The 18,341-nt window shown below is 58.4% G+C and carries 13 protein-coding genes; 7 read left to right on the forward strand and 6 right to left on the reverse strand.

All coding sequences use genetic code 11. From position 1 onward, the window contains the following. Positions 1 to 414 precede the first annotated feature (414 nt). From RMR04_RS27215 to RMR04_RS27245, 7 genes are all read left to right on the forward strand, one after another. Positions 415 to 1,245 carry an ABC transporter permease gene (locus tag RMR04_RS27215; protein ID WP_311911649.1) on the forward strand — a complete coding sequence of 277 codons (831 nt, stop codon included), beginning with the start codon at positions 415 to 417 and terminating at the stop codon, positions 1,243 to 1,245. Continuing rightward, positions 1,235 to 2,575, forward strand: a complete 1,341-nt coding sequence (locus tag RMR04_RS27220; protein ID WP_311911650.1) for an ABC transporter ATP-binding protein — start codon at positions 1,235 to 1,237, stop codon at positions 2,573 to 2,575. Before RMR04_RS27215 ends, RMR04_RS27220 begins: the two co-directional genes overlap by 11 nt. A gap of 45 nt (positions 2,576 to 2,620) precedes the next feature. Continuing rightward, the gene (locus RMR04_RS27225) at positions 2,621 to 6,088 is read left to right on the forward strand and encodes a methyltransferase domain-containing protein (RefSeq protein WP_311911651.1); all 3,468 of its coding nucleotides are present in this window, start codon (positions 2,621 to 2,623) and stop codon (positions 6,086 to 6,088) included. A 46-nt stretch (positions 6,089 to 6,134) separates the two neighbouring features. Beyond that, on the forward strand, positions 6,135 to 8,258 hold the full coding sequence (locus RMR04_RS27230) for a DUF6311 domain-containing protein (RefSeq protein WP_311911652.1): 2,124 nt from the start codon (positions 6,135 to 6,137) through the stop codon (positions 8,256 to 8,258). A gap of 487 nt (positions 8,259 to 8,745) precedes the next feature. After that, complete coding sequence (locus RMR04_RS27235) at positions 8,746 to 9,717, forward strand: GDP-mannose 4,6-dehydratase (protein WP_311911653.1); 972 nt, start codon at positions 8,746 to 8,748, stop codon at positions 9,715 to 9,717. 50 nt (positions 9,718 to 9,767) lie between these two features. Beyond that, complete coding sequence (locus tag RMR04_RS27240; RefSeq protein ID WP_311911654.1) at positions 9,768 to 10,703, forward strand: GDP-mannose 4,6-dehydratase; 936 nt, start codon at positions 9,768 to 9,770, stop codon at positions 10,701 to 10,703. Between the two features lie 35 nt (positions 10,704 to 10,738). Further along, positions 10,739 to 10,930: a hypothetical protein gene (locus RMR04_RS27245; RefSeq protein ID WP_311916074.1), complete on the forward strand. Its 192-nt coding sequence runs from the start codon at positions 10,739 to 10,741 to the stop codon at positions 10,928 to 10,930. A gap of 10 nt (positions 10,931 to 10,940) precedes the next feature. Here RMR04_RS27245 and RMR04_RS27250 read toward each other — a convergent pair whose 3' ends face one another. The 6 genes from RMR04_RS27250 to RMR04_RS27275 form a co-directional block, all read right to left on the reverse strand. Continuing rightward, positions 10,941 to 13,496 (reverse strand): galactose-binding domain-containing protein, encoded by a 2,556-nt coding sequence (locus RMR04_RS27250; RefSeq protein ID WP_311911655.1) that lies wholly within the window; start codon positions 13,494 to 13,496, stop codon positions 10,941 to 10,943. Between the two features lie 109 nt (positions 13,497 to 13,605). After that, positions 13,606 to 14,007 (reverse strand): GtrA family protein, encoded by a 402-nt coding sequence (locus tag RMR04_RS27255; protein ID WP_311911656.1) that lies wholly within the window; start codon positions 14,005 to 14,007, stop codon positions 13,606 to 13,608. Positions 14,008 to 14,060: 53 nt separating this feature from the next. Continuing rightward, positions 14,061 to 14,768, reverse strand: coding sequence for a class I SAM-dependent methyltransferase (locus tag RMR04_RS27260; RefSeq protein ID WP_311911657.1), 708 nt, complete (start codon positions 14,766 to 14,768; stop codon positions 14,061 to 14,063). Positions 14,769 to 14,774: 6 nt separating this feature from the next. Next, positions 14,775 to 15,767: an NAD-dependent epimerase/dehydratase family protein gene (locus RMR04_RS27265; RefSeq protein ID WP_311911658.1), complete on the reverse strand. Its 993-nt coding sequence runs from the start codon at positions 15,765 to 15,767 to the stop codon at positions 14,775 to 14,777. Then, complete coding sequence (locus tag RMR04_RS27270) at positions 15,764 to 16,777, reverse strand: glycosyltransferase (RefSeq protein ID WP_311911659.1); 1,014 nt, start codon at positions 16,775 to 16,777, stop codon at positions 15,764 to 15,766. The genes RMR04_RS27265 and RMR04_RS27270 overlap by 4 nt, the downstream gene beginning before the upstream one ends. A gap of 577 nt (positions 16,778 to 17,354) precedes the next feature. Further along, positions 17,355 to 18,164 carry a rhamnan synthesis F family protein gene (locus RMR04_RS27275; RefSeq protein WP_311911660.1) on the reverse strand — a complete coding sequence of 270 codons (810 nt, stop codon included), beginning with the start codon at positions 18,162 to 18,164 and terminating at the stop codon, positions 17,355 to 17,357. Positions 18,165 to 18,341: the final 177 nt, after the last annotated feature.

Consider the following 18,341-nt stretch of genomic DNA (forward strand, 5'->3'; position numbering starts at 1 on the left):
CTCTGCCCGAACCGCGCGTAGCCCGCTGTTGGGGTTAGGGGACCAGCAGCCTCACTGTCCATCGCCGGCGGTCGAGCGGGAACCGGGATCGATCCCGGCGCAGATGCAGCCTACGAAGCGGCCTCAAGCAACGCCTGCCGCGCGTCAGCGCTCGCGATGAGGAAAGTCGTTTCGGACGCCACAATACGCAGTATGGTTTTGCGGTTGCGACAGGATCGCGCCGATGTTTCGACGGCGTGGGCCTTGGGTCCACGCTGGACGCCCCAGCCGAGATTGGATATAGACCCTGCCTTCGCAGGTGCCCGGCAATGACGCTAGACGCGCCCCCGGGATAACAATTCGCATTTTCGCGCTAGTCGGAAGCGATAGCGCTAGCGAGCGGAGCATCTGAGGAACTTGGTTTTGGAGGCGGGGTTGGAGACGGTCGAACGCATAAGCCGTCACTGGACCGGCGCGATATCGTCGATCTGGAGCAACCAGGAGATCATCCGTGCCTTCATCGCCAGGGAGATCGCCGGGCGCTATCGCGGTTCCTTCGGCGGATTGCTCTGGTCGTTGATCAACCCATTGCTGATGCTCGCCATTTATACCTTCGTCTTCGCCGTGGTGTTCAAGGCAAGGTGGTCATCCTCCCAGCCGGAGAGCGGCACGGGCTTCGCTGTGGTGCTGTTCGTGGGACTGATCGTCCACGGCCTGTTCGCCGAATGTCTCCTGCGCGCCCCGCGTGTGATCATCGAACATTCCAATCTCGTGAAAAAGGTGATCTTTCCCCTTGAGGTTCTGCCGATCGTCACACTTGGCGTCGCTCTTTTTCATGCGAGCGTGAGCATCGTTGTTCTCTTTGCAGCCATGATTTTCGGGGGCGCGCAGCTGCATGTCACAGCACTGCTTCTTCCAGTCGTCCTGATTCCATTGATCGCAATCACGCTGGGCCTGAGTTGGTTCGTCGCAGCGCTTGGTGTGTACATTCGTGACATCGGCCAGCTCATCGGCCTTCTGACAACGGTGTTGCTCTTTCTGTCGCCGGTTTTCTATCCGATATCCGCGTTGCCTGAGAGCTACCGAGCATTGGTGCTGTTCAATCCCTTGACGCTCCCGATCGAACAAGCGCGCGACGTCCTGATCTGGGGAAGGCTCCCCGACTGGCGAGCTCTGGCGGCATACTACGTCATCAGCTTTCTGGTGGCATCGTTCGGCTATTGGTGGTTCAAGAGCAGTCGCAAGGGCTTCGCAGATGTCCTCTGACGTTGCGGTCGCTGTCGAGAGCGTCAGCAAGTGCTTCCTGATGTATGCCCGGCCGGAAGACCGGCTCAAGCAGGCGCTTGTTCCCAGGCTCGCGCGTCTCCTGGGGCGCCCGGAACCTTGCTATTATCAAGAGTTTTGGGCGCTCCGTGACGTCTCTTTCTCCATCCGCAAGGCGGAGACCGTTGGCATCATCGGCCGCAATGGCGCAGGCAAGTCGACGCTACTCCAGATCATCTGCGGCACGCTGGCACCGACGAGCGGCGCCGTGCGAACATTCGGACGGATCGCTGCTCTCCTGGAGTTGGGAGCTGGCTTCAATCCCGAGTTCACCGGGCGTGAGAATGCCTACCTCAACGGCACGCTCATGGGTCTCTCGACCGCGGAGATTGATGCCCGCCTGCCTGACATCGAGGCCTTTGCCGATATCGGCGACTTTATCGACCAACCGGTGAAGACTTATTCCAGCGGCATGTCGGTTCGGCTGGCCTTCGCTGTGATCGCCCATGTCGATGCCGACATCCTGATCATTGATGAGGCACTCGCGGTCGGCGACGCACTGTTCGTCCAAAAATGCATGCGCTTCCTGCGGGATTTCGCAAAACGGGGGACGTTGCTCTTCGTCAGTCACGACACTGCTGCGGTCCTGGCTTTGTGTGATCGTGCGATCTGGTTGGACGGCGGGGCGGTCACGGAAGACGGGCAACCCAAGCTGGTGTCAGAAGCCTATCTCGCCCGGATGCATCATGCCGCACTTGGTTCGCATTCGAGTTTGAAGCGAACGTCCGTCCAGCCGAGCAAAACAGATTCGTCTCCCGCCACGGAACTTGGAACGAGCGAAACGGTATCGGAGAGCCAACTCACTGGAACGCACGGAAGCTCGTCATTCGGCGCCGGCGGGGCGGAGATCAAAAGCGTGGCGCTGCTCACATCGAGTGGGCAGGCGGTCCAGACCGTCAATGGCGGCGAGGAGGTCACACTGGAGATCTTGGTCAGTGTTCTGGCCCCACTAACCAGCCCGATTCTGGGCTTCTACCTGAGAGATCGCCTCGGTCAGAATCTGCTCGGCGAAAATACATATCTGAGTTACCGAGATGCCGGGATAACTGCGGAGCCTGGAGACATGCTCCGAGCGCGCTTCTCGTTCCAGATGCCCCACCTCCTGCATGGGCATTACAGCGTGTGCGTCTCGGTGGCCGATGGGACGCAGGCCGTTCACGCACAACACCATTGGATCAATGACGCCTTGATCTTTACGTCGCTCCAGCAACACAACCACCGCGGTCTCATTGGCCTGCCCGATATGAAGGTTGCGTTGGAGCAAACCTCCTGAGGCCAGGCGGCGGTTCTGCTGTGTTCGTGAGCGAAAGATTCTGTGATGGTTGAGACGTTCAAGCGCGAAGCCGCTGCGACGCCAATGGATTTCAGCGGCGAGAGGCTGACATCTGCGATCTCGGGCGAGGTGGCGGTCGAGCACTATCATCGCTATTTCCTGGCGCGCGACTTCTGCGATGGTCTTGATGTGCTCGATATCGCAGCCGGAGAAGGGTACGGCTCCGCCATCCTGGCGCAAGTGGCGCGATCTGTCGTCGGCGTCGAAATCGACCCCGCCGTCGTCGATGCCGCCAACACGGAGTTCGTTCGCGCCAATCTGCGTTACATTCAAGGTGACGCGCGGGCGATTCCATTGCCGGACGCCAGCATCGATGTCGCGGTGTCCTTCGAGACTTTCGAACATTTCGGCGAACACGAGCTCTTCCTGGCGGAGTTGCGCCGCGTCCTGCGCCCGAATGGGCTCCTCATCATCAGCACGCCGGACCGCGACATTTATTCCGGCCCCGACATTCCACCAAACCCGTTTCACGTCAGGGAAGTGAACCGACCTGAATTCGAGAGCGCACTGTCCGCTCATTTCGGGAATGTGCGGATCGCGAGCCAACGTTCGCTGGTCGGCTCCTTCATCGAGGGCGACCAGGAGGGCCTACCCACACGACACTTTGAAGCTCGAGGTGGCGATCAGATTGAAGCGGGCAAAACGATGGCGCGGGCGCCATATCTCATCGCCTTCGCCTCCAACGCCGCACTGCCGTCGCCGCCTCGCAGTCTGTACGTCTATCGGAGCGACTTCGAGATGGACGCGCAGGCTCGTCAGTTGATAGCGCAAGCGCAATTGCAGAACCAGCAGTTGCACGCTGCGACCACGACGCTCGAAGCCGAATTGCAGGCAACCCTGGGGCGCGAAGCCGAGCTTCACCGGACGGCCAAAGAACTCGAAACGCAACTCGCGGCCGCGGTCGCGGCATTCGGCAGCGCGCAACAAGAACTCGAGCGCCTGCGGGCATCGCTCAGTTGGCGCGCCACAGCTCCCTTGCGATCTGTCATGACCCGTTATCCAGGCCTCGCCCGCCGCCTGCGGCAGGGGGCAAAGCTCGCCTATTGGACCGTGACCGGCCAACTCCTCCGGCGCTTGCGAGCGTCGATCGCTTACCGTACCTCGCCGCCATCCGCCGACATGGCGGCCCCTGTCAGCGAGCCTGAAGGCTTGTCGCCCGCTCATGATAGATTGGCAGCGAGCCTCGGCGGACACGTCGGATCGACTTCCTGGCAAGCGAAAAGGCCGATCCGCGCCGCTCTTGCCAAGCGACCCACGATACAAAGATTGGCGAGGCGCATCGCGAAAGCTCTGTGGTGGACTGTGACGCTGCAACTTCCCCAGCGACTTGCCGATAGGAGGCGGGTGCTCGCTTCACAGACAGCGCGCAAGGCTCCCAAATCTCGCGTCAATTCTGAGGATCTAAAAAAACAAGCCGTTGATATTGCCACGAGAGATCTGACTGATTTCCTAAATTCAGACGAAAGAATTGCTTTCACACCATATGAAAAGCCAGAGATTTCTGTTCTCATAGTGGTCTGGAACAAGGCTTATTTTACTTTACGTTGCCTTCGAGAATTGCATTCGGTTTCGTCAAGAATTGAGATCATCCTAGTTGACAATGCGTCGACCGACGAAACGACCGACATGCTGAGGCGCATCGACGGAATTCATGTCATTGTAAGCGACGTGAACGCGGGGTTTTTGACCGCGACTAATCGCGCGGCGGCCGTCGCGCGGGGACACGCATTCTTACTTCTAAACAATGATGCGTTCGTGCGCCCCGGCGCGATTGAAGCTGCCTTCGCGACCTTGAACGAAGAGCCAAACGCCGGGGCCGTCGGTGGACGGTTGATCCTGCCCGACGGGTCTCTTCAAGAGGCAGGAAGCATAATCTGGTCGGACGGAAGCACGCAAGGTTATGGGCGCGGGATAACGCCCGATGCAGGGGAGGCCATGTTTCGTCGAGACGTCGACTATTGCTCAGGCGCGTTCTTGATGACACCTGCCGCTGTTTGGAACAAACTGAATGGTTTCGATACGATCTATGCTCCCGCATACTATGAGGAAGTAGACTATTGCATGCGGGTAGCTGAAATTGGATTGCGTACAATATACGAGCCTGAGGCCGCCGTTGATCATTTCGAATTTGGCAGTGAAAACAAGCGTGGCGACACCCTTAATTTAGTCCTGCGGAACCGAAAGCACTTCAGAAGTCGCCATGCCTCCGCGATTCGCAAGAAACATCTTCCACCAAGCTTTGATAATATCTTGGTGGCCAGGCGTGCAGCCGCTAGCCGGGCTCGTTGCCTTCTGGTTATCGATGACCTTGTCCCTCTCGCTTCCCTAGGCTCGGGGTTACCCCGCACCAAGGCGATTCTAAGGACGGCCTCCGATCTGGGGTGGAATGTCGTATTCTACCCTCTTAGCCGCACTGATATCGACTGGTCCGCTGCTTGGCTTGAAATTCCGAAGAACGTCGAAATCATACTCGACGGGGCCGCCGGATTTGCAGATTTCATGGCGGCTCGGCGAGGATATTTCGATACCGTTCTGGTTAGCCGGCCGCACAATATGGCCTTTGTTTCTACTCATTTGCGCGGAGACGCCGCAAAGGACAGGGACGTGCGAATTATTTACGATGCGGAGGCCCTATTCGCGCTGAGGGAAATACTGCGCGCCGAGGTGGCAGGAACGCCTTTGCCCGCGAAAGAAGCCGAATTGCTGATAGCCTCCGAACTGGCCATTTGCGACGGCGCAGACGCGATTGTCTGCGTGACCGAAGCGGAAGCGTCGATATTCCGCAATCGCTTTTCAGAGCAGCATCGGCCGCCGGTGGGTGTTTTAAGCTTCCCCACGGAACAAAGAGAGGGAGCGCCCGAGTTCGAGGCGCGTGAAGGATTTTTGTTCGTTGGACGGCTGCTCGAAACGGCTTCTCCAAACTGGGATGGGCTGGTGTGGTTTCTGCGAGAATGCTGGCCACATGTCAGAAGATTTATGCCGGACGCCACGCTGACGGTCGTGGGACATGTGCATCCGGCCCACGGGCAGCTGGACGCGCCGGGAGTTCGATTTGTTGGCCCGCTTGATGACCTGCAAGCAGCATATGATGCTGCACGGGTGTTCCTGGCACCTGTGAGGTTCGCAGCGGGAATCCCACTCAAAATCGTTGAAGCAACGGCCGCAGGGGTGCCAACAGTCGGGACGCGATTGATGGCGCGTCAGATGAACTTCGAACCGGGGCGCGAGATAATGGCGGAGGACGAGCCGATCGACTTCGCCGAAGCTGCGGTAGCACTTCACAGGGATCGGAGCGCCTGGCTTGAAATGCGGGATGCTGCGCAACGCCGAATTCGGGCAGAACACAGCGCCATGCGTTTCCAAGCCTCCTTGGCCGAAATTCTCGACGGAGGGACGGCCGATATCAGCATTGAAAACGAGACGATGGCTTCCACGCCTTCGTCTGGCAAATAATTCTCGCTCCGAAAGTGAACCAACGTAGATGACTACAGATAAGTCGTTGAAATCGAAGTTCGCATCAGACGCGCGCTGGCACTCCGTTTTCTTTGGTTTCGCGGCCTTTGCGGTTGGCTTATGCTTGGCTTTTTATCTGTTCTCTTCAGCTATGTTGCTGGACAAATGGGAATGGTGGGCGACGGAAACGGGCGACAATCCCGTTGGCGTTGTTGGTTATCTTTATCTCGCCGAAGATAAGTGGCGGTGGCCCTTAACTCAGACAAATCTTCTGAATCCGCCCGCTGGCATCAACGCTTTCTATACGGATCTAGTGCCGATAGCGGCATTGATCGGGAAATTTATTTATGGCTTAACGGGTCATATTCACCTATACTTTGGCCATTGGATACTTCTTGCGTATGGGATGCAGGCATTCCTCGGGTGGTTGATTCTGACGCAGCTTGGCGTCAATCGCCTTGTGGCCGTCATCGGCGCAGCGTTATTTATTCTGCCGTCATTTGTCGCCCGCGCCGGGCACATTGGCCTCATCGCGCACTGGGTCGTCCTGCTTTCGATCTTCTCTTACATTAGGGTTGTCAAATTAGCGGGTCGCCGGGAGTGTGTTCTTTGGGCGATTGCGCTTGGCAGCGTGACCAGCATCAATCCCTATCTGCTCGCGATGTGCGCCGCGATATTCATCGCGGGTATGGCCGAGGCCGCGCGGCGACGGCGCGTCAGCGCGAGCGATGCCGTTATCGCGATCGCATTGCTGCTCTCGACTAGCATTGCTTGGGCTTTTGCCCTCGGGATCCTTGGGCAGGGAAGCCTCCCCCACGATCTCGGTTTCGGCGTCTATTCCATGAATTTGCTGTCGCCGCTAATGCCACAGTCGAGCTCAATTCCGGGCTTCGCGGACGTCCTGAACCCGACGGGCGGTCAGTATGAGGGTTTCAACTATCTCGGCGCCGGGGTTATCGCCATCGGCCTAATTGCGCTGACTTTTTATTTTAGCTCGGTAAAAAGGGTCGTGTCGGCAAACCCCATTCTCGCGGTCATCCTTGTCGGCCTGACGGTATATGCGGTGTCCGACAAGGTCTACCTTGGCCAACGGTTCATAGTCGATCTGGGCTACAGAAAGCTTCCCGGACTGAGCACATTAACATCGGTTTTTAGATCGAGCGGGCGCTTTTTCTGGCCGGTCGGGTATTGCGTCCTGATCGTATTCATAACGATTATCGCGCGGCGCTTCTCGCGCCCGGTTGCAGCCGCTTTCCTGCTCAGTGCTGTGATTGCGCAGTGGGTCGATATGAGGCCGTTGCTCGCTGTTACTCATGCAGTATGGCAAGTAAAGCCCGAGTTAGTCGATCGAAAGGCGTTCATCGAGGCAGCAAAGTCTTATGGCGAGTTCGTCCTCTATCCGCCTTCCGCGTGCCCAGCGATGTCGGAGCGCGATATAATCGCGCAACTGCAGTTGATCGCCGCGCAGGCCAAGCTGCCGGTGAACGCGGCCTTCATGAACCGTGGCGGCCCTAGCTGCGCCGATGCAGAAACCCGCTTCAGCAAAGATATCGCAGCGGATGCCGTGACCAAGAATCCGCTTGTCATCGCGCTCAAGAGCGCATGGTCGCCGACTTTGCTCGTGACCGGCGCCACCAACGGGTTTACATGCCGCGAAACAGTCAACCTGGTTGTATGCAGCAAAAACCAGATCGATCCGGTGTTTACGAGGTTAGGTGACGAAATCCGGCCCATCGCGCTGGGCACCCAAAGGGAGCTTTCCGCAGCAAATCAGGGAGCCGGCGTCCCTTATCTAGGAATCGGCTGGTCCCTCGCTGATCAATATGTGCGCTGGGCGAGCGGACCAGAGACGACGATTGCGGGCCGACTTGAAAAGCCCGTTTGCAATAATTTGACTTTCAAGGCTCTGGTCACACCGCTGTCGTTCGGAAATTATATTGCTGCGACCGCGACGCTAACTCTCAATGACACGCAAGTTGGGGAAATTTCACTCAGCAACCCAGCTCAGCAAGTAGTCCAGCATACGATTTCGCTCGGCGGACGCTGTGTCGATACCGTCAAGCTAGGATTGCACTTCAAAGATTTGAAGAGCCCGGCTGAATTGGGAATGAACCCCGATATCCGGAAACTGTCTTGGCTCTTCCGGTGGTTCTCCGTAACTGGCGATTAGAGCGTAATCCTGACGCAGAGCGTGCAGCGGGCAGGTGGCATATCGGCGCCTGCCCACTCGCCTTCATGGATGAGCAATCAATCCTGAAGGCTGCTATCGAGGATAGCGAATTGAAGACGCTTCTGGAGCCGGAACACCATGGCGACTAGATGGGCTCGGGCGGGCTGCCTGTATGCGAAATACCTGGCTGGAACGAGCTCGCGCACCAAGGCTGCCGGCTACAGCTGCGCCATTTGGAAGGGGTTGCCCTCCGGTGCGTTTGGCATCGTCGCCGAGCATTCTGGGGGCGACTTTGTGCTTTACCTGCTGAAATAGCCAGTCATGCGGCGCGAGCCGTGTTTCAAGCTAGCTATCACGCCCATGGAGCCGGAGCCCGATGCCGGCAGCACGAGGCTTGCGCCGCAGCGTGCGACCCCGTACGGATGTCGCTGAGCAAACCACCGCGCCATTTTCGATCAATAGGGCGTGAATAGACGGTAGAAATGGCATGAAAAAGCGCGCACTGATAACCGGAATTACTGGCCAGGATGGCGCGTATCTGTCGCAGCTTCTGCTTTCAAAAGGATACGAGGTTTCCGGCCTCGTTCGACGCTCGAGCACGGCCGACGTCAATGACGTCCGCTTGAAGTGGCTGGGGATCGCAGACAAGGTCAATTTGATCGATGGTAACCTGCTCGACCTGTCGGGGCTGATAAGGACCCTGCGGGAGGTCAAGCCTGACGAGATCTACAATCTCGCAGCGCAGTCCTTCGTCAGATCATCTTGGCAGCAGCCGATTTTGACCGGTCAGGTGACCGCGCTTGCAGTGACGAATGTCCTGGAGGCGATCCGGCTCGAATGCCCGCACGCCCGTTTCTACCAGGCCTCATCCTCCGAAATGTACGGCCTGATCCAGGAAAGCATGCAATCCGAAACCACGCCGTTTTACCCCCGCTCCCCCTACGCTGTCGCCAAGCTCTACGGCCACTGGATCACCATCAACTATCGCGAAAGCTACGGTATTCACGCGTCCAGCGGCATTCTGTTCAATCACGAATCGCCCTTGCGCGGCATCGAGTTCGTGACCCGAAAGGTCACGGATGGCGTGGCACGCATCAAGCTCGGCCTCGCCAAGGAACTCCGGTTGGGCAATATCGACGCCAAACGCGACTGGGGACACTCGCGCGACTATGTCGAAGCGATGTGGCTCATGCTCCAGCAGGACATCGCCGACGACTACGTTGTGGCGACCGGCAGGACGACAACCGTTCGTCAGATGTGCCAGATCGCGTTCGAACATGCCGGGCTGAAGATCGACGACCATCTGATCATCGATCCGCAATTGTTCCGCCCGGCCGAGGTTGACGTTCTGCTCGGCAATCCGGCGAAGGCGAAGGCCAAATTCGGCTGGGAGGCCACGACTTCGCTGGAAGAGATGATTGTGGAAATGGTAGAGGCCGATCTCAAGCGCCTGTCTTGAGTTCTGGCGCCCGCTGATAAGGCAAGCTCCAAGGGAGCACAGACCCTGCGATGAACTCCAAACCTTGGCGGATTGCGGTCACGGGCGCCGCCGGCTTCGTGGGATCCGTTTTTCTGAGGCATGTCGCCGAACAGCGCATACCAGGCATCGAAGCCGTTTCGATGTTCGGTTCCGCCGCAGGCGACATACGAGAGCCCGGGCAGGTTTCGCAGGCCATTGCGGCCATGCGTCCCGATGTCCTGCTGCACCTGGCCGCGATAGCAGCACCATCGGCTGCACGGGCTGATCCCAGCGCGGCCTGGCACGTCAACGTGCTGGGCACTCTCCATATTGCTCAGGCCATTCGCGAGGCGTCACCAAACACGCGCCTCTTGTTCGTCGGCAGCTCGGAGGCCTATGGCGGCAGCTTCCTGACGTCGCCCTCCCCCCTCGCCGAGACGGCAGCCCTTTTGCCGCGCAACACCTATGCCGCCACTAAGGCCGCCGCCGACCTGATGATCGGGCAGATGTCCATGGACGAGCTCAACGCGATCCGGTTTCGCCCGTTCAATCACAGCGGACCTGGCCAGACCCCGGATTATGTCCTGCCGGCATTCGCGCAGCAGGTTGCCCGGATCGAAAAAGGGCAGCAGCCCCCGGTCCTCAATGTCGGCAACCTCGATGCCGAACGCGATTTCCTAGACGTTCGCGACGTTGTTCGAGCCTATTTTCAGGCCGCGCTCCCGGAGACGCGGATCGCGACAGGCGCTGCGTTCAACGTTGCAACAGGTCATCCCGTGCGTATCGGCAAGATGCTGAGGCTGCTGCTCGATCAGGCGAAGGTGCCTATCGAAGTCAACAGAGACGCCACCAAGTTCAGGCCCAACGATGTTCCACGCGCGTCTGGCGACTCGCGGGCGCTTCGCGAATCGCTGGGCTGGCACCCCACGATAGCGCTCGAGCAAACCATCGCCGATGTGCTGGACTTCTACCGAACCCAGCCCTGATCGCGGCTCCGGGCGTGCCGCGGAAACCTGCCGCGATGAATGCCCTTCAGCAATGCGGCCTACACTGGGTGCGTACGGAGATCGTTGCGAAGCTGCGTCAGGTCGATGTGCTGGTCTTGCAGGGCAAGCACATGGCGGACGCGATCCGCTCGATCGGTGTGACGGAGGTTAGTTGCCATCGCTGGCGCCGAGGCCACCCGCCCACCAATATTCAACCTGACCTCTGAGCGAGGCGGATCATTGGCGGCCAATTACGCGGACTTCGGCTAGGCTCAGGTAGTCAGTCCCCTCCAACTGTATTCTTACGAACCTCGCGTTGAAGCCCGCTCTTACGCGGGTCATCTGACAGGTAGATCCCCGACGGAACATGCTATTGACGTCCGAGCGCTTGGCAGTTTCCCCTGCGGAGGCTTCCGCAGGCAATCGCGTATCGGATGCTAATACCCAAAAATTACGAAGGCGATCGCCACAGCAGTCGATACGATTCCAGATCTCGATCGAATGAATGGACTTCGAACTCCCTAGATCCACTTCCCACCAAGGGCCAGTCTGGAGCCCGGTGTGTGTTGTCGATCCGTTTGCGAACACACCGTCAATGTTGCCATCGACCGCCGCCGCCGGCTGTGCTCCGCTCAATGTTGAACTCTCAGTTGCCTGCCTATGAAGCGCGAGATTGACCAACTCAGAGCGCGCCGATCTCTGGCCCAAGGGCGTACCTTTTCGGACGAATATCCGCGGGGTTTGATCGTCACAGTTCGGTGTCTGTGGTACTTCGTCGAACTCCGCTTTTAAAAGCGCGTAAAGTCTGGGCTCGATCCGGGCCGCTTCAGGCAGCGTATTGTTCTGAAGGGGCGCGCACCACCGGGTCTCGTCGAGCACTACCATCCGCATATTCGAAGAGGCAACTGAGCGTAAAACAGTCTGCATTTCTGCTTCAAACAAGATTTGGCACATCCCAGCGGAGTGGATGGGACTTGGCGTACCGCGCCTGAGGCTGACCAGGTGGGTATACGGCGCAAGAACCAGCAGATCATCACTATCGTTCCGCTTGAACTCCTTGAATGCTTCGATCACTTGATCGGCAGCCCGGTTCCAGGTCGCGTCTGGAAGCGAGCTTCGCGAGAGCATTTCTAGCGAACGAACAGGACGGTTCACGCCAAAGGACAACATAGCGATCGACGCGAGCAGTGGAGCGCCAATTGCCATAGAAACTGCTGTAACGACCCATTGCCGTTTACGGCCGACGGCAGACACAACCCGGTCGATGAGCAGAGCGGCGCAACATAGTGCCGGAAGAGAAATGTACTGTAGTTGCGGCGCTACACTGCGGACTTGGTAATACCTCAGCCAGACAATTCCTGCCGCTACCAATGCCAGAAGCGCAGCCCCTCGATTTCTTTCCTCCGGACTTGTGCTGATCCATAACGAACGGATACCAACAAAGGTGGCAATGCCGTAGACGAGACAGTGTAAACCCCAGGCCCCGAACCAAGGCATTGGATCCGCGCCGACACCAGAGGAGAAGGCCCGAATGCTTTCCAAGGTACCAAGCAGGTTCGGAAAAGCCCCGAAGCGGATGAAATAGTAAGCAAGAACGCCAGCGATGGCGAATATGACCGCCACAACAGCGAGGACTGATTGCCAAAGGATGACAAGTAGGAAGGCCCTTAGTTGTGGCCGAAATCCAATCGCGACAGTAAAGACCCAATACGTCAGAAGCCCAACAACACCGCTCTCAAAATTCCAGATCAACCCTAAAGACAGGGCCAGGTAGCTCGGGAACTGGAACCGCTCCCGCGTCTGTCTCCAACAAAGCAGCCCCAGGGCCAAGGACGGGAATAGCAATCTGACAGGGAAGACCTGAAAATACGGGTCTACAGGCCAGGCTGGGTAGATAAACAAAGTCCCAATTATTGCCGCAAGCGTCAGAACTGCAGCAAGGGTCGTATCTCTCGTAAAGCGGGTCAGAAATGCCAGAGTGAAAACGAAGCACGAAAGAAGCAGGGTGGCCATCACGGTTGTAATGGCTACCGTCGATGGTGCTCCGATCACGTGCCAAATTGGCCGAAGGAAGATGGGATACAAGCCATACTGAGATTTTTGCCCATCGCTTCCCAGATAGATCCCGTTCCCGAGCCAATCCTGAATCAAAGGATAGACGAAAACCTCATAGTGTGTACTTGCAGGGTAATAGTCGTCATTGCCGATAATAGAGAAACTGGCTAAATAAACTAATGCCACACCGAGCGCGATCCCAGGCGCCATCTTCCATCGCTTTCGCTTTGAGAGCGATGCTACGGCTCCAACAATTCCAGCAAATAATACTGAATAGCCCGCAAAAGTCGCAGGGTTATCTACGATTGCCGGAGCCAAAAAGCCTGCAAACTGGAAGGAGATATGACTGGGACTGACAGCGATATTGACTATCCATAAAGCGATGCCCGCACTTGCGCAGACGACCATGACGGCAAGGACCGACTGGGCCACTCTGCCGAAGGGAGCCCGTACGGACACCCAAGCAGCGATCGAAAGAAAGGTCGCTCCAGCGAGAATGGTTAGAATAAATGTGGCGCTTTCCGCTGGCTCCGGCTTGATCAGGAAGGGGCTGATGTAAGTGGCATATGAGGAGAGTAATCCCGCGTTAGCAGCAACGCTAACTGGCAATGGCGGGACAATTAAAACACCAAGGATCCAACAAGTCAGAAAGCCAAACGCAACTGTTGCAAGTAGTCCGACGGCAAGCAATCCCGTTGAATTGAGCCGACCGTCCAACAATTTGAGAAATATTTTCACTGTCGCTCGATTAATTCACTGGCTCTAAGAAATACAGCAAAACAATCCCAACATCCTATCTGAAAATCTTTTGGGGATGCTTCAGGCACATCTGTCGATGAATTTATTCTCATCGCGGCTTGATCGCCGAATCGAGATGCCTTCTCCTGCGGAAAACCCACAAATTCATCGCAAAGAAATTCACCACGGGAACCATGATCACGGCGGCCATCATGCCAAACACGTAATGAAGCCCCAGGAAATCGACGATGGCTCCCATCGACAGGGCCGTCAGCAATATATTCACGGAATGTAATCCGATGAACCGAATGAGATCACTGAACAGAGGGCTATCGGACCGAAACGAGAAGCGTCGGTTGAAGACGAAGTTCACGGGCATCGACGCAACATAGCCCCCGACCGACGCAAGCTTCGGGTCGACGCTCAGCAATCCGACGAAGGCGGCGGTGACGATGGAAAAAACGGCGCTGCTGAGCACGCCGACCATGCCAAAGCGAAATGCCTTCGCCACGAGCTGATCCGAAACGGCCTGTTGGGCCAGCCAGCGTGTGAATCGCGAGCGCGTCACGCGGTCGCGGCCACGTAGTACTGCCCGCCGAAAGGGAGCCTGGCGAAAAGCTGATCGACGCGGCGCAGCAAGCCATTCGCCGGCGGGACGGACAGGATGTAGCGCGAGACGATGTCCTTGAAACCGGCCTCCCGGTACAGCGCCTCGGTGGTTTCGCTTCGCATCAGCACGGCATCGGCATCGAACGGGCATTGGTTGACGGCGCGCATCGTCAGCGGATTGCGAGGATTGTGCTCGAAGATCAGCGCCAGACCACCCGGTTTCAGCACGCGGTGCATCTCGCGGGCGAAGCCCTGCCACTGCGAAGGCGGCACATGATGCATGACGCAGATCGTGAAGGCGACGTCGAACGTGCCGGTCTCATAGGGCAAGGTCACGCCATCATAGACCTTGTAGTCGACAGTGGCGTTGCGCCCGCGGGCCGTTTCCACGCAGGCGGGGGAGATGTCGACACCGGACAGGGCCTTGAAATGCGGTGACAGCAAGGAATGGTAATTGCCGACGCCACATCCGACATCGAGGGCCGAAAGCTCCTTTGGCACCCCTTGGCGCGCCCGCGTGACATCGATGATATAGTCGGCCTTCACCTTCGTGAAGAAATCCGTCGACAGCCCGGTAAACGACACGGAGGCATCGACAGCGTCCGAATAGGTGTCCTTGTAGCTATCGAACGTCTTTGCGGTCTGTGATTGCTGGGGATCCATACGCGCTTAACCTCCCTTTGGCCGAGCTATGTTCCTGGGAACAGATTGCCTAGCCCCGGCCTCGAACGCCCCCGACAACTGACGCATTACCAAGCGGATTCCCGTTTCGAGATCGGTTGGCCGCCAGCCTACAGGCAGAGCCGATGGCCGGAAGGTGATGTGGCTGGCGTTCGAAGGCTGCACGTCTAGCTTGAGGAAGAGCGGACTTCCAATCACTTTGCTCACGACACGGACTATTTCGCTCACTGATGCAGGTTTGCCGCTGGCCAGGAGATAGGTTTGCGACTGCGCCCCTGGCCGGATGATCCGCGCCGCGATGAATGTGGCGATATCGGTAGCGAGGACATAGTCGCGGACCGTGTCCAGTCCACCAAAAATGCGCGAGACCGAGTGCCGCTTGGCGTTCAAGATCAAGGTGTTGATCAGGCCCGACCGCCCGCCATCCCCGCTGAAGCCATAGATCGAGGTCGGGCGATAGATCTGGGTCACCATACCCGCAGGCAGTCGACCGACCAGCCCTTCCTGCTCCAGCTTGGCCGCGCCATAGGGCCTTAATGGCCGCGGCGGGGATGCAAAGTCAACGAAGCGCTGTCCCTCGAACAATCCCCCCGCCGAACTCAGCAGATGGAAGCCTGCCCTCGCGCCCGGCAAGAGCGACGATACGGACTCCGTCCAAATCAGAATATCCCTGAAGGATTCCATCTCCCGGGCCAGTTCATCGGGCCCGGCTCCGAAACCGGCTTTCCCGGCAGCCCAGACGATATCGAGCGCTTGAATGCCGCCCGCATCGCGCCGCGCAAGGAGCGCATTCGTCAGCCCGGTCAGATCAACCGCTCGTCGCGATGCGTCATTCCAATCCAGCGGCAGCTCGATGAATGTCGCACCACCACGACGCCTCAGCGCGTCGACGACGGCTCTTCCAACGAGCCCTGCTCCGAAGAGAGCGGTCGCCTGGCAGGCGTCGCTCCCCGGATCCCCCTGGCGGAAGATCAATATCATGCCGCGTCGGAAGCAAAATACCGTGCAAGGGGCTCATCGATCGAGCGATCCACGGCGAAGAAGTTCGGCTTGCCATGAGCCGCGAGAACCAGAGTCGAGAGATACTCCAGGGCCAACGCGATCATGAACGTGATGAACCCTCCAAAAAATACGATCGTCAGCATGAGAGACGTCCATCCGGTCACGACGATGCTCGCGGGCGAGACGACTTTCTCCACCAGCAAGGCGCCTGCGCCGATGACACTCGCCGCCACGATGGCCATGCCAACCAGACCGAACAAGCGCACAATCTTGACCTGGCTCGAGATCAGCAGACGCCGCGCATGGCTCAGAAGGCGCGAAAAGCTATAGCCGCTCTTCCCGCTGCCGATGAAGCGCCGGTCCTTGAGTTCGAGATCGCGAAACTGGACCCGGTTGGTGAACCACGACAGGGCCACATCGAAATAGGTCTCATAGCCGCAGACGCTCGACGCCGCCCGTGCGAGGGAGCCGCGGATCAGCCTGAAACTGTTGAAGTGAACGATATTCGCGTTTCCCGTCAGGAACACCATCAGCCGCTTGAACCCTTTCGAGGCCCAGTCCCGCATACGCGCCTCATGAACCGCGCTGGCGGGCCGTGCGTAGACGATATCGCCCCCTTCGATCACAGCCTGCCTGAGCAGCGTCTCGATCTCCGCCGGCGGATGCTGAAGGTCCTCGTCGAGCGTGACGACCCAATCGCCGGAACTGTGCAGGACGCCTGCAATGGTTGCGGCATGCTGGCCGAAATTCCGCATCATATGGACGACGGTGAGCCAATTGTGTTCCTTGGCCAGATTGTCCAGCAGGGCCGGCGATCCATCGATAGCGGAATCGTCGACAAGAATGACCTCCGACAGATCCATCGGCGCCCCGCGTTCACGCCAATCCGCCCGAACCTTCGCCAACTCATCGATAAGGTCGCGCAAATACGCCTCGCCCGAATACACCGGGACAACCACGGAGACGGAGATGCTCGAATCGTAAGCCATCAAAAGGGACCCCGGTTTATCGGCCGCTCCAGCGCGATCAGATCGCAACGAGAGATGAATGGCTCTCTTCAAGGCGCGCCCAAGCGATCTACGAGAAACCGACCGCAGATGCTAGTTTTGAATGGCAGCCGAGTCGCTGGCGCTGTCCCTTTCCAGCTCTTTGCCACCGATCGCTTTCCGGAAGCTCCGATGCAACGAGTTCGCATGTTGACGAACCGGCCCCGGCAGAGCCCTGAATTCAAACTTGCCCTGGAGTTCCATCGCGTGCGTGGCTGCCCCGGACGTCACGCAAGGCCCCGCTCGTCAGGTTCGACCCTCAGCGCGCCTTGGCATCCGTGACTTTGAGATGATATTGACCGAGTCAACTACATCTCCCGCGAATAAATCAGAACCGCGCGGACTGAATATCTTGCGCCTGTTACGCAATGCCACCCATGTTACAGGCCCTATATTGAAATAATCTGGCATATTGCGCTTCTAGCTACGGCGTCGAGGATCCTGCTCCCCGCGTTGTAGCGGTCAAGACCGGCGGCTGTCCGAGAAACCGGCACCGAGCCCCGACGGATATTCGCGACGATCACAGAACGCGCCCCTTTAGATCGCACACAGTGAATCCGCGCGACCAGGCCGCAATCGTAAAGCACCGCTCGACGGCATGGTGCAAAGTGCCATCGAGCTGACGAGCCTCCGGTTCGAAATCCCCCGGCCGCAGGTCGAGCTCTCGCAACGACCCCAGCGCGGCCGGGCGAAACCAGAACATCGTGCCTTCGAAGAAACCCAGTCGGATCGCGCTCTCAGGGGCCTGCATCCGTTCAGCGACCTCGCGCGCGCGCGCCTCGTTGGCCATCCAGTAGGACGGTGTCGCCCGCCAGCACTGCCGCCAGCCGACGATCCCGGTCGATGTCTGCTTAAAGGCCGACAATGTGCAGCACGTGGCGTTCCAATCCCCGCAAAGCTTGTCGAACAGCAATTTGCGGCGGATCTCTCCATCCAGGAGATGCGGGCTGCGCTTGGTATGCAGCTTCAGGACAGCGTCATAGCCGTCGAGCGCGCCCGACCCGAGCACGGCCAGAAACGGAGCGATGTCACGGCCGCGATTGTCGTGTTCGTGAATGAACACGTCCTGCGCGCCGATCAGCGCCTCCCTCAGGAGTGCACTCCGCTCCGGCGGAACGGTGACATGGACAGGAGTTCCGACCGGGAGCAACGCCTGGCAGGCCAAGATCTCGTGCATCAGGTCCGGGTAATAGGCATGAGCAACGATGGCGACCTTGAGGCCCGGCCATTCAGCCCGCGCGCTTCGGGCAGTCCAGCGTTTCCGCAGAGATCTGCCGGTACTCGACACGAAAACGGCACCAAGCGTCAGCCCGGCCACCTTCTGCAGCACATGGCGAGCGAAGGCCTTGCCTCGAACAAGGATCGGCGGCTTTGAGGGAGGCGTTGGGCGGACAATCACGGATCGGGAATCACCAAATGAGGCACGGGCCAGCTAACGACCATTTCAACACATAGCATCCCTGTTCCCTCAAGCAGCCTGGGCTTTTGTGGTCAGGACATGTAGGCA

Source organism: Bosea sp. 685 (assembly GCF_031884435.1).
GTDB lineage: Bacteria > Pseudomonadota > Alphaproteobacteria > Rhizobiales > Beijerinckiaceae > Allobosea.